Source organism: Fundicoccus sp. Sow4_H7 (assembly GCF_052115865.1).
In the GTDB taxonomy this organism is placed as follows: Bacteria; Bacillota; Bacilli; order Lactobacillales; family Aerococcaceae; genus Fundicoccus_A.
Genome location: NZ_JBQKME010000001.1, coordinates 113,285 through 126,869, shown reverse-complemented (window position 1 = coordinate 126,869; position 13,585 = coordinate 113,285). Strand labels below are relative to the sequence as shown.

The window sequence follows — 13,585 nt, the reverse complement described above, 5'->3', positions numbered from 1 at the left end:
TCCTTTCTTAGAATAGTCCACTATCTGGATCGATACGTTTAGCGATAAAATCAGTTCCTAGTATAAGTATGATGCTGACTAAGGATTTAAATAAACCAACAGCCGTACTATATGAATAAGAACCTTGATTGATACCGACTTGATACACATACGTATCGAACACATCAGCTACTGATCTATTTAAGGCATTTGTCATCAAGTAAATTTGGTCAAAACCTGTATTTAATATTGACCCCATATTTAAGATAAGCATAATAACAACAGTTGGTCTGATCGCTGGCAAGGTAATATGCCAAATTCTTCTAAATCTACCTGCACCATCCATAATTGCTGCTTCGTATTGTTCTGGAGATACGTTAGATAGAGCTGCTAAGAAAATAATTGTCCCCCAACCTGCACCTTTCCAAACACCTTGAAGAATAATCATCGGCCTAAACCAAGCTGGATCGGCTAAGAAATTAATTCTTTCTCCAAAAAACAATTCAACCAATTCGGTAATAACTCCACCATTTATTGAGAATAAAGTGTGTGTAAGTCCTACTACGATTGTCCATGATAAAAAGTGAGGAACATATACTGACGTTTGAACAAACTTTTTATATGTCTCACTCCGAAGTTCATTTAATAGAATAGCCAAAAATATAGGAATTGGAAAAGATATGACTAAACTTAAAAATGCAATCCATAGCGTATTAGTCAGTAGCCTCATAAAATCAGGACTATCAAAAAAGTATCTAAAATGTTCAAAGCCTACCCACTTACTACCATTTATACCTAAAAAGGGTACATAGTTTTTAAAGGCAATAACGATTCCATACATTGGGGCATATCTAAATAAGATAAAATAAATAACTCCAGGTATTAACATAATGTATAGATACTTATTTTTGAGTAGATTCTTTTTATCTTCTTCCCAACTCATTTTTGCTTTTTCTTTGAAAGTTAGCGAAGAATTAGTTGTTTTTTCAATTGTAGCAGCCATGTCATAACATCCTTTCTTTAAAAAGAAGGGAGACTTTTAACAGTCTCCCACTTAAATTTTTAATTCCCTTGTGCTGCTTGTGCTTCTTGATATAAAGCTGTTAATTCATCGACTACTTCTTGTCCACCACTTGAATACCAACGTTCAACAGCAGCGTCCCAATCAGTTTCATCAATTAAACCAGCAATATATTGTACACGTGCATCAGAGATAATTTCATCTAACTGTGTACCTTGACGTGCATATAAATCAGATACAAGAGATGCTGCAGGGTTAAATACTGCATTTTCTTCATTTTCTTCCATTAAACGATATCTTGTTTCAGCTAGCGTTCCCTCTGGTCTCATTGTATGTAATCCTTCACCATACATTGAAATTTGCGCTAATGAATAACCATCAAGTTCATGACCTCCTTCAATTGGAACTAAATAGCCATCTTCATCTAAATTATAAGTCACACCTTCAATACCGTGGTTTAATAAGTTAACCCCTTCAGGTGTAGTTAAAGTATCTAAGAAAGTTAATACTTCGTGTAATTCCTCTTCTGTCGGAACACTTTGTTTAGAGATAGCTAAAATTCCTGAATATCCATCAGTTGGTTGACCATATTCATTTCCTTCAGAATCTAATAAAGTACCAGTAATCTCAACATATTGTCCTTGTTCTTCACCAGCTTGATCTAAGAATAGGTTGTTAATTGCCATTGCTCTTGAGTAAACATCAAGAATTACCCCACCTTGACCATTAAACATTGCTGCATCCCAGTCGTCTGGACTTAGAGTTGTAAAGTCTTCATTAATTAAACCTTCTTCATACATCTTTCTAAGTAAGTTTAATGATTCTTTGTATTCATCAGTAGAAAATGCAGGAATAATTTGACCGTCTTCTACTCCCCAAACGTTTGGTGCTCCCATCCAAATACTTAATGTATCAAATGGTCCAGTATAAGTTGTAACAATCATACCTGTTGTATCATCTTCACCATTTCCATCTGGATCATCATGAGAAAATGCATACATTACATCATATAGTTCATCAACAGTAGTAGGAACTTCTAAACCAAGATTTTCTAACCAGTCAGTACGTATGATAGCTGTTGAGCGCATCACATCTCTAGTTCTTGGAATACCATAAATTGTTCCGTTTACTGATGAGTTCAATAATACGTCTTCATTTACATTACTTAAATTCTCATATTGAGGAATATACTCTGTTAAATCCCAGAATGCACCTGCTTCTGCAGAATTTAAGAACCCAGGGTCTTTCCCTTGAATTGTCATTATGTGTGGAGTCGCATTAGAGGCTAAAGTAACGTTCATTCGATCAGAATAGTTAACATTCGGTACCCAGTTAATTTGTACCTTTTTACCAGTTAACTCTTCCATTGCTAATTCCCATCCATTATCTGCTGGTGGAGCTGTTGTTTCAAATGTAGGAGCCATAATTACTAGTTCATCTATAAGTGCCTCTCCATCCTCTTGTGCTGAAACATTTGAAATTCCACTACCACTCATAACTACCATTGCTGCTGCTAAAATACTTGCTGATGATTTTAGCGTCTTTTTCCAATTTATTGACATCTATACTCTCTCCTTTATATCTATTTTTTTACTTGCAGTAGATTGTCAATCTACTTGCAACTATAATGTAAAACGCTTCCAGAATTATATCAACTATTCTTTTTTGTTGTTTTATTTTTTTGTTAAATACCTATTATACCAACGTTTACAACCGGTTAATTCCTCTTTTTTACACTTTTTTGCAAAGTAGTATATTCTTGCAAATCGCATATTAGAACAGTTTTGTGAAAGGGATTTCAGTAATTCGTTATTAATAAGCATTTTATTTTTTATAAGCCCAAATCAATAATTCCAAAACCAATAATTCAACAATTTTATGAATCAATATCGCTCTTTTTTATTGTTTATCAGCACAAATTGTATTTTAAAAAGTGTTAAAAGATAATTTATGCGGTCTTTGAACTAAGCCTTAAAAATATGCGAATACTTATTTATGAATACATAACAATCAATAGTTTGAATTTATGTCTAATCATTCTCAACAAACTTGATCTCTATTAGAACTATTTTTTATTCCAATTATTATTTCAAAAATCAAACCAAGCATATTTAAATAGTCCTTGTTATAAAAATATGCAGAAACATAATTATGAATATATAACTATTAGTGATTTAAATTTGTAATTATCATTCTTAAACAAACATAATAAGCATCATGGCAAAAGTAATCTTATACAATCAAAGCTTATGCAAGGGAGAACAGTGAGATGCCGTTTCATCAGGCTGACTACGCGCACAGACAGCCGTTGGAGCGAACAGCGACATACGGATGCGTAGCGTAGCAAGACGGAAGCTCATCCATAAGACGTTAGTCGTAATGGATAGCTGAAGGCGTGCCGAAACAGCAATCGAACAATTCTCCCTGAAATAAGCAGTTTTAAATACTTATTACTATTACAAGTAACATTCTTGTTGAATCAAAAAACAACCATTTTAGTCTACAAATAATCCTAAAATGATTGTTTATGAATAAGTTCCCTTTTTCTAGATATATTTCAGTGCCATCATCGCATTTAAACACCATTGCGATACAGTATTTGTTGTAATCCAAGGCACCTCATTGATTGTTTGCCATCTCTCAATTGTATTTACCTCTAAAGGTAATTGCATACCTGAAAGTTCTTCCTTAAGTAAATGATCCCACGCAATTTGAGCTAACTCTTCATCTTGATAATAGTTTGCTGCATAAGCCATCAACCCACTTGCAAACATTGGCCAAGCAAAATGTTTATCATTAAACTGCCCTTTAGAGTATTCTTCTTTCTCTTCATTACTCATCGCATAAACTTTCCCGAATTCTGCAAGCATTTCTTTGAATACATCATCTTCTAGTAAATTAGCTGTTTCAATCCAAACTTGCGGAGCACCAAAACAAATAATCATATGATAGCCATTTGTATTCCCAGTACCCATATAAATTAAATCGCTTGTTTCAGTATTATATTCAAAGGCTGGCCCTGATAATAAACGATAAGGTAATTTTTTCAACTGATTGAGTCCAGTTTTTATTTTATTCAGATAAGTTTCATCTTGATTTCTTTCCCATTGAGATAACCAATTTGAAACAAAAGCAGACCAATCCGGACCTGTTCGCACATGAGTAACATTTTCTTTTTCAGGTTGATCAAAATATTCTCTCAGTGGATTCAAATGATTCAATGCTTTATCTGCATCTTTAGTATCATCTAACAAATCCTTAGTTCGTTCATCAGCTGTTAGATAGTAATAATACTTAAATAATCCAGCCATACTAATCCGAGCTTCTTTACAGCCACAACCCCAGTGGGACACATTATGTCTGGTACCTAAGCCTTTATATTCACCAAAGTGATATCGATCTACTTCAGAATTATGTCGCGTCATGGCTTCAATGAACCTAAACACTTTTGCATCTGATTTTCTAAAGAAGGAATACCATAACCAAATATTAGGGACAAGTTCAGTATTTTGCCAAGCATATCCCCCTTGATCATAAAACCATTGACTACGAACATGGTCATAAGTGTGCATCACATCTCCGAAATTCCAATAGCCAGTCCATTGTCTTTGATTGATTTCATTTAAATAAAATTCAACAAATAGATCCAATTGCTTTTCAATGAAGATTTTTTGTTCACTTTCCTCATTAACTAATGCCCATTCTCCAGTTGCTTCCGTTTGATTGTAGTATTCTGGACTTGCAATTAGTAATGGAGGTTGTTGTAATAGAACTGCAGATTGAACAAGTTGCTCATCAGTCTGTCTTTCGTTATGAAACTGAATTACGGCTTCACTAGTATTGGCAATACCTGTAGGTGTTGCTCTCATTTCTGGAAATCCTTCATAAGCACTGTCCATATGTGTTTCATTATCATAGTGACGTAAATCCATTGCTTCACCATCTGGAGACCAGAACCAAATGGTCAGTGAACTTTGTTCTTCGTCTAAACCTAACACACTTAACTGAGAAGGATGTTTCTCACTAAAGTCTCTTAGACCAAATGAAAGACCATAGTCCTTATCACACACATGCATCAGACCATTAGATTGTGTAACCGTTGGTATCGGCAACCATGATTGACCTTCTTTAGTGCGTTTACTATATTGGCCAACTCCATCAGCAATTTGATTAAATTTAAAATCATTCCAAATCGCATTTCCTTCTGCTTCTTCAATTACTGCCTGTGTTGCTTCATTGCGTTCAACCATTTCACCCGCAATTTGCTTTTTATAATAGTCATTAAAACGATGACGTCTGCTAGTGAGTAGTAGTGAAGCTTCGTTATAAACTCCCTCTTCTGTCACTAACTTAACATGTTTATTATAAGGACTACCTTTAAATGAAGCATCAAAACTTAAACCTAATGAAGTAACAAATTCTTCAGCTTCATTCACATCATAAAATTGAGTAGAAATAATTTTTAGTTCATTAGAATCTTTAAAAATCTTCAATCGAATTGTAAATGGTAAACGACCATCCGCTAATTCTCCTTCAATTTTTATGACGGTATATTTATTCCCTTCTAATTCAACAGTTACTTTATTGGATAAAGATGTATAATGGCTTTCTTTGGAAATTGTCACACCATCTTTTTCTTCTACTTTTTTAATAGATGCAACTAATCTTAAATTCTCAATTAAATGATTACCTTCTATATCTTTAACTGCTTCTATAATCTGAGAACCACTTTTATTAATCTCATACACATATTTATTGTTGTTAATAATAATGTGGGTATCACTTTGATTAATTTGAATGCCATTTTCTTCAGCTTCAACTTTTTGATTTTCCACTGATAGCTCAAATGGAGCTTCGGGAACATGATCAAAAGCAGCTGCATGTCCTGTCCATTTTATACTTTTATCTGGCCAATAAGCTGTTGGCCAAGTTTGTAATTCAATATCATTTATTTTAAATAGCTGGTCGGTACTTTTTAATTTCCCTTTTTCCCAAGGAATTCCAAAAGTAAGTCCAGTATCTTTTATTGCTTTAGTGTCTAACCAATTGAGTTTCATCATTCTTCTTCCTCTTTATTTTTATTTTCTTCTAATATTTGTTCATTTCGCTTAAATGATGTAAAACAGAGCCCCATTACCCCATAAACTAAAAAGCTCATAAATAAGAGTATTGAATATGGGAAAAGTGAATACGTTAAATATAAAGATAAAGCGATCCATAGGATTAAAAGGCCTGTGGGAAAAGGTTGAATATAAGCTAAGCGAATGGCGGTTTTTAAATAATCCTTTTTTTCCAAATCGTAATGTACGTAGAGTGAATATAAATAGGCAACTATTACAGCTGAAACGACTGCAATTACAATCGTAGCACCATTTATAAATTGGAAAACAAATTCTTGTCTAAAATTAGTATAACGATAATTCACTAAAAGCATGTAGGCATACAAGACTACGAGCCAACCCATGATATTCCCATCTTTAAAGTGTTTTTTAAATGAACGAAAGTAGAATAAAAATAAATCCTTATCACTACCAATCCCATTTAATAACCACTCTCTAATAGTATCAAATAGTGCGATGGTACTCGGTCCAAAACCGAAAACGACTAAGCCTAACAAAGTAAATAAAATCCATAAAAGATTTAAATAGATTAAGCGAAAGATGAATTCAAAGACAATATATAATTTATTAAGTAGTTCACTCATCTTTTAGCTAATCCATTCTTTTAGCTTCAGAGATAACCAAGTCCCTATAAGCGCCTTTTAAAGGTGCCATTTGTCTAAAGCCTATTTTACCTTCGTTAAGTAACTTATTATCACTTGTTTCACGGTCTTCATATTCAAAAATAAATAAATCATCAATATAAAATTGGATATATCGTTTATATTTCATAACTTTTAAGCGATAAAACCGTATGGCATCACTGACTGCTGGTAGAGGGTCAGCCCCCTGTTCAACTAAATGAAAACCATGACTTTTTCTTAAATTACAAGTATGGAAAGAACGTTCGCTATCCCATTTTCTTCTAAAATAGGATAAGTGATAGGTGTTAATATCCCCTGAATGGTACTGAGGATAGTAACCGTCACGTTTTTTCAATTTGTCGCTAAATAAATCTTCCCCATTCCTACCTGATGCTGCAAAAAACAACATGCTTAAACCTGGCTCTTCCAATGGTTTAAAACTATATTCAATCACAATGTCGGCAGGGAAAGTTTGCTTATTCCAAAACACCCAATGCGAGTGATCATCTTCTGGATCTAGATGTGCCGGACTCGACAATACTAAAGACTGATCAATGATTTCTATCTCAATTTCACCTTCTGCTATAAAATCTTCTGTGGATGATAATTGACTTAAATCATTACTATATAAGATGTCTCCTTTTTCTATTTGAATGCGACTTTTCATAATTCCTTACTCCCCTCTATTTTTTATTTAAATTTACTACGATATTTTCCAGGTGTCTCTCCAGTATATTTTTTGAAAATCCGATTAAAGTAATTGCTTTGATAACCAATGGCTTCTGCGATTTCTCCAATTTTTAAATCAGAATTAGCTAACAAATCTTTGGCTTTATCTATTCTAAAATCTGTTAAATAATCAATAAAATTAATTCCATTAATTTCTTTAAACCATTTACTTAAGGTATATGGGTTCACATCCACCCTGTCAGCACACTCTTCTAACGAAATATCTTCATTATAATGAAGTTCAATATAGTCAATGGTTTCCTTAATCGCTTGGACTTTCTTGTCGTCCTCTTTATTTTCCTTTTGATCGAAAAATGGTAGCAGGATATTATTAAGTAACAAGTTCTTAATGTCTTTTATTTTTTGACTATTAATAATTATTTTTATTGGATTCTCCTTACTGACGATTTCATACGGAACAACGTTCTGATTAATTATTTCTTGATTAATTGATGTATATAACTGAATGAAATAATCTTGGACCAAACGGCGATCAAGTGATGTCAACCTTTGGCTGAAGCGATCAATTAATTCTTCAATTTCATATTGATTACCAAAGCGCATCCGATCAAGAATCTCTTTTTCAATATCATACGGATAAGTGACAATTTCTTTTTCTGTCGCACTTTCAATCGTCGCCATATCAATAATTGTTAAGATATCTTGGCTCTGACTTCTTCTATATTTTACTTTTGCAATTTCTTTAATGGCTTCTCTTAATTCTCTAAGATTAGCGCTGCTAACAGAAATGTAAATTTCAACAGCTTCATCATTGTATCTAACTAATTTATTTTCAAATTCTTGGAAAACAAGTTCTAATTTTTCATAAGTATCATCTTCTAATTCATGATGAATGACATAACCACTATATTTTTCATTGAAGCTGATATGATAAACTTCTTCTAAATTAAACTGTAATAATTTAGTTAATAGATTGCGATTTACTTTCCCTTCAGCTCGTGTATCTAAATAAATATAACGATTCTTAGTAGGATTCATGCCAAATTTAATTAGTTTATTTTCTATTTCATCATATTCAGCATAATTATAATGGTCGTTAATAAACTTAAAAAAGACATTGCCGATAATATCATCTTTTAGTTCTTCTACTTGGTCACTTAGTAATTTTTTCTCATCATTCATTTTTGTCCAATATTCTTCCAGTTTTTGCGTGTCATAACTATTTATCTCATCATTAGAAACTGAAACCGTATGATACATATTTCTAATAGGTTTAAACAAGCGATTCAAGGACAAAATACTAATCAGCAGTGAAAGTAGAATTCCAACTATACTAGAAACTATGATTATCGCTGACAAAGTAGTGACGGGTTGAATAATATCTGAAACGGGTACTAGTGACACATAGCGCCAATTATTATTGACCCGACTAATATTTCCAGAAATCATGGAGTATTCTTGATTATTCCATGAAATAAAGCGGGTATCCTCATCCATCGATTCGCTAAGAATAAAGTCTTCCATATATTGCGAGGTTCCAGTATTTGAAATGATTAACCCCGTTCCTTCATCAATAAAAAAGGATAAGCCATCTTCTGAAAGACTCAAACTATTTAGTTGTTGAGTCACAGCTTCTTGATTAAGTTCTATAATGAAACCAACATTATTAGAATTTGGATTAATATAAGGGTTTAGATGCTTGACTAATACTAGTGGGAAAATATGTGTATCATCGGATTCTTTCAATAAATTCCTTTCCCAAAAGAAATCATCTTCATCATTAATATAATTACGGTAGATTTGTGCATCGCTGGCATTGACCCATCTAAATTCTGGATTAAACACTATGGGCCTTGGACCATCAATAAAGAAATGCATCCTTTCAATCAAAGCATTCCCATATTGCTTAGAAACAAGCGAGTCCGCAATATCCTGTGCTAAATGATAATCCACTTGAAAATTAATCTCAGAAAAATCTTCATTAAATAAAGATTCATGAGAAGTAAAGTTTAAATTCATTTCTAAATCCTGAAACTGGCTATCAATAAACTCTATCTGATTGATAATTTGTGACTCATGATTTTCTATCAAGTGTGCCCGTATCGTGCTCGCTCCAAAGACATAAGTAATCAATCCGATGACTAAATTAGGAATCGAAATAATTAGTAATAAAACAACAATTCGTCGGTAAGTGCTTATATTTTTCCAATTAAATTTGTTTTTCCACTTATTCTTTTGCTCCTTTTTCAATTTCATTTACTCACCTTCTCATTATATAAATGGAACTCGTTTGACAACTTGCGATAGATACTTTTGAAACGGACTAAAGTTAAAATGATTAGTTCTTCATCTTGCAAATCGTCAATTTGAGATATTCTCAAGTTGACAAAACAGGCAATTCATCAAGTTGAGTTAATCTCAAGTTGACAAAACAGGCAATTCATCAAGTTGAGAAAGTCTCAACTTGACAAACTAAACCAACTAATCCAAAACTCCCTATTTTTCTTGCTGAATTAATTTAAAATCAGGCATTGGCACTTTAATATACTCTTCATCATATCCAATATAAAAACTTGGGTGAGGAGGTTGGTTATAGGCAACGTTTTGCCAAGCGATCGCGACACGATACATCTTATCGTGCATCAATGTATAGAAGCGGTGCTCAGAATAGTAAGGGGTGGTGTAAACACGTAAGGCACTTGAATCTTCTAAACGCCAAATCACTTCTTCTCGCCAATCGCCGAACAAGTCTGCTTGTAAGTTAGGATTTCCTTTTGTGCCGTTATTTGATTTGGTTCCTTCTGCGACTAAAAGGGTATCAACCTTTTTATTTTCCCAATCCCATTTCAAGATAACTCCCACACCATCTTCTGTTTCTGGATTAAATTGATGGTCAAGTATTTCACGACCTAAATCTCCTGTCCACCAAATGACAAAGTTAGCTGGTAAGACTGGACCATCAATGACCTCACCTTTAACCGTGTAGTAACTTTCAGTTCCACTGACACGCAGTGGTCCTTCTGGCGCATAGCCCCATAATTGAACTCCTTTATAACGAGGATCAATATCAGCCGCTACCCCACGTCCAATATCTTCGTCTGGAGATGGAATACTGAATAAAATCTCACCAGTTTTCGCATCATGTATTTCAAATCCATGCTCATTTGGTGTCTCTTCATGAGTCATAAAGATTTCGTAGCCTTCACGTTCGACATCAAAGTTCCCCACGTGTAAAGCATCTCCATGACCAATTCCAGTAGAATATAACAATGAACCGTCATGATCAATCACAGCCGCCCCATAAATTATTTCATCGTAACCATCTTGATCCACGTCTGCAATACTTAGTGAGTGCGCACCTTGTCCAGCTAATTCAGGGTAACCGTTGTCTGAATCCATCACCCATTTTTCAACTAATTTCTTATCAACTACATCGTATGCAACAATTACAGCACGGGTATAATACCCACGACATACAATAGCGCTAGCTTTTTCTCCATCTAAATAGGCAACCCCACCTAAGTAACGGTCTTCTCGATTCCATTCTTTATCACCCCAACTTCCTGCTTCACCTCTTGGAGGATTATATGGAATGGTGTCTAAAACTTTTCCAGTTGCCCCATCAAATAAGCTTAAGAACTCTGGACCTTCTCCTACAAAACCTTGACTATTACGGTAATCAGCATTCGCATCTCCAACTACTTGACCTAAGCCATCAATGGTTCCATCTGCAGTTTTACATACCAATTCAGCGATACCGTCTCCATCATAATCAAAAACTAAAAATTGAGTATAGTGAGCACCAGACCGGATATTTTTTCCTAGATCAATTCGCCAAAGTTTTTCACCTTCTAAGGTGTAACAATCGATTAAGGTATTACCTGTGTGACCAGTATGGGCATTATCTTTAGCATTCGTTGGATACCATTTAACGAAAATTTCATAAACGCCATCCCCATTGACATCACCAACAGATAAATCATTGGCTGTATAAGTATAGGCCACCCCATCAGGCGTCACTCCGCCTTCAGGTTTATCAAGTGGTATATCAAAATAGGCATTTTCTAATACTTCTACTTCATCAGAAGTTGCTACCTTACCTTCATTGCTTACTTTAACTGAGTAGCGGCTATTTAAGGTACCCTCTTTATCTACGTAATTACTGTTGTCTGTTGACGTAAAATGAGCAACTAGTTCACCATCTCGATATAAGTCATATTCTGCTTTTAAATACTCATCAATTGAAATACGCCAGCTGACAAGAATTCCCTCATCCGTTTGAATAGCAATTAAGCCACGATCAAGAAATTCTAGTTGAACTTTTTTAGTCATCTATTTTTCTCCAATATCTTTTATTTTAATATGGTCAATTAATTCAATTGACTCTGTCACTTTTCCTTCACTTTCAAAAATCACAATTTCGTTTTTACCTACTTTTAACTTTGGTCCTGGAATATAATAGCTTTCTTGTGGCCCATCTTCCCAGAAACGTCCAATATTAAAGCCATTCACAAAGATAACCCCTTTACCCCAACCAGGTAAATAAATATAAGTATCTGACGGGTCACTGATTTCTACTTCAAATTGATAGAAAGCAGGTTGCTTTTCAACATAGGCTGCCTCAAAATCTACTTTATCCACATTATCTAAGCGCAATGAATAGTGGGTCCATCCAGTTTGTTGATACTCATCCAACATCACAGCACCTTTAATTCCTTTTCGTTGCTGATCTAAATAAGGTCCAAAGTTTGCCCGTCCCATATTTTCAACTAAAATCTTCAAATTATTCTTCTGACCTTTATTTAAAGAAATTTTCCGCTTCACATTAAATTCTTGCAAGTAAGCACTGAATTGGTAATCGTTATTTACAAAGACTTGGGCACGATCATTGACATCGATTAATTTAATTGCCTGTTGATCTGTCACTCCATCAATTTCTGCTTCATAAAGGATATAGCCATAATCCTGATCCAGGGCTTCCATCGTATGTGGGTAATCTTTCTTAAATGGCTCAGTAAGTTTATCTAAAATTGAAAATAAACTTACTTTTTTATTGACTGATAGCTTGCCAAAAGCTGCCATAGTTGGTTGTTCAATTTGTTCCACGTCTGCCACTGTTCGCTTAGTCCCTTGTAAAATGACTTCTTGCATTTTAAAGAAACGTTCATTCATATAACCGTTTTCAGAAACAGGAGCCCCATAATCATAAGAAGTGACTGCAGGAGCATATTCATCGATCCAATAGCCATCTTTTTCTTTTTCATAATAATTAGAACCATTCATAAAGCCAAAGTTTGTTCCACCATGAGCCATATAAATATTTACATGCCCGATTTCTAGAATGTCTGATAAGTCTTTGAGAATAGGCTCTAGTGCTCGCCCTTCTTGTGTAGGGTGACTCCAGATATTAAACCAGCCAACCCAAAACTCCATGACCATTTTAGGTTTTCCAGGACTTACTTCATCTAAAATAGCTAAGCGTTCTTTTAAGTTCGACCCACAATTTACAGTCGGCATAGCAACATCTGGGACCATTCCCGCATTCATGATACTTTCACGGGTACTGTCTGAAGTAACAATTGGTACTTCAATTCCTAGGTCTTTATATAATTGTGCCATTTCTTTCATGTAAGTTTTTTCATTACTAAAATAGCCATACTCATTTTCCACTTGAACAAGAAGAATAGGACCGTTTTTATGAATTTGATAGTCTGTGATTTTAGGAATAATTTCTTTGAAATAATCTTTCACATGTTCCATAAAAGGTGGATAAGTGGAACGGACTCGCATATCTTTATCTTTTAACAACCAATATGGCAGACCACCAAACTCCCATTCTGCACAAATATAAGGCGAAATTCTTAAAATTAAGAATAGGTCCAATTCATGAACCAATTCAATAAAAGAAATCAGATCATACATGGCCGAAAAGCAGAATTGACCTTTTTCTGGTTCATGTACATTCCACGGCACATAGGTTTCAATTGTATTGCAACCCATGGCTTTTATTTTCAGCAGCCTATCACGCCAATATTCAGGCACGACTCTTACATAATGCATGGAACCTGAAACAATTTTGATCGGTTCACCATTTAAATAAAATTCATCTTTTACTTCAAATTTTTGTGTCATTTATCTCTCCAACTTTGCCC

At 34.2% G+C, this 13,585-nt stretch carries 8 protein-coding genes; all 8 read right to left on the bottom strand.

Annotated features, from left to right (window positions below; translation table 11 throughout):
* Positions 1 to 7: 7 nt before the first annotated feature.
* The 8 genes from ACTQ54_RS00475 to ACTQ54_RS00440 all read right to left on the bottom strand — a co-directional run bounded on the left by ACTQ54_RS00475 (position 8) and on the right by ACTQ54_RS00440 (position 13,565).
* A complete protein-coding gene (locus ACTQ54_RS00475) occupies positions 8 to 982 on the bottom strand; it encodes an ABC transporter permease (protein ID WP_441753873.1) in 975 nt (324 codons plus the stop codon).
* A 59-nt stretch (positions 983 to 1,041) separates the two neighbouring features.
* Positions 1,042 to 2,562: an extracellular solute-binding protein gene (locus ACTQ54_RS00470; protein WP_441753872.1), complete on the bottom strand. Its 1,521-nt coding sequence runs from the start codon at positions 2,560 to 2,562 to the stop codon at positions 1,042 to 1,044.
* Between the two features lie 984 nt (positions 2,563 to 3,546).
* Positions 3,547 to 6,060, bottom strand: a complete 2,514-nt coding sequence (locus ACTQ54_RS00465; RefSeq protein WP_441753871.1) for an exo-rhamnogalacturonan lyase family protein — start codon at positions 6,058 to 6,060, stop codon at positions 3,547 to 3,549.
* On the bottom strand, positions 6,057 to 6,704 hold the full coding sequence (locus ACTQ54_RS00460) for a YesL family protein (RefSeq protein ID WP_441753870.1): 648 nt from the start codon (positions 6,702 to 6,704) through the stop codon (positions 6,057 to 6,059). The genes ACTQ54_RS00465 and ACTQ54_RS00460 overlap by 4 nt, the downstream gene beginning before the upstream one ends.
* A gap of 7 nt (positions 6,705 to 6,711) precedes the next feature.
* Positions 6,712 to 7,410: a DUF1961 family protein gene (locus ACTQ54_RS00455; RefSeq protein ID WP_441753869.1), complete on the bottom strand. Its 699-nt coding sequence runs from the start codon at positions 7,408 to 7,410 to the stop codon at positions 6,712 to 6,714.
* A 23-nt stretch (positions 7,411 to 7,433) separates the two neighbouring features.
* Positions 7,434 to 9,689, bottom strand: coding sequence for a helix-turn-helix domain-containing protein (locus tag ACTQ54_RS00450; RefSeq protein WP_441753868.1), 2,256 nt, complete (start codon positions 9,687 to 9,689; stop codon positions 7,434 to 7,436).
* Positions 9,690 to 9,929: 240 nt separating this feature from the next.
* Entirely contained in the window at positions 9,930 to 11,765 is a 1,836-nt protein-coding gene (locus ACTQ54_RS00445) for a rhamnogalacturonan lyase (RefSeq protein WP_441753867.1), read from the bottom strand.
* Positions 11,766 to 13,565, bottom strand: coding sequence for a glycoside hydrolase family 35 protein (locus ACTQ54_RS00440; protein ID WP_441753866.1), 1,800 nt, complete (start codon positions 13,563 to 13,565; stop codon positions 11,766 to 11,768).
* Positions 13,566 to 13,585 lie beyond the last annotated feature (20 nt).

What these genes read in the sequence shown, in the direction of transcription:
- ACTQ54_RS00475 (WP_441753873.1), bottom strand. Translation starts at nt 982, where the DNA reads ATGGCTGCTACAATTGAAAAAACAACTAATTCTTCGCTAACTTTCAAA.
- ACTQ54_RS00470 (WP_441753872.1), bottom strand. Translation starts at nt 2,562, where the DNA reads ATGTCAATAAATTGGAAAAAGACGCTAAAATCATCAGCAAGTATTTTA.
- ACTQ54_RS00465 (WP_441753871.1), bottom strand. Translation starts at nt 6,060, where the DNA reads ATGATGAAACTCAATTGGTTAGACACTAAAGCAATAAAAGATACTGGA.
- ACTQ54_RS00460 (WP_441753870.1), bottom strand. Translation starts at nt 6,704, where the DNA reads ATGAGTGAACTACTTAATAAATTATATATTGTCTTTGAATTCATCTTT.
- ACTQ54_RS00455 (WP_441753869.1), bottom strand. Translation starts at nt 7,410, where the DNA reads ATGAAAAGTCGCATTCAAATAGAAAAAGGAGACATCTTATATAGTAAT.
- ACTQ54_RS00450 (WP_441753868.1), bottom strand. Translation starts at nt 9,689, where the DNA reads ATGAAATTGAAAAAGGAGCAAAAGAATAAGTGGAAAAACAAATTTAAT.
- ACTQ54_RS00445 (WP_441753867.1), bottom strand. Translation starts at nt 11,765, where the DNA reads ATGACTAAAAAAGTTCAACTAGAATTTCTTGATCGTGGCTTAATTGCT.
- ACTQ54_RS00440 (WP_441753866.1), bottom strand. Translation starts at nt 13,565, where the DNA reads ATGACACAAAAATTTGAAGTAAAAGATGAATTTTATTTAAATGGTGAA.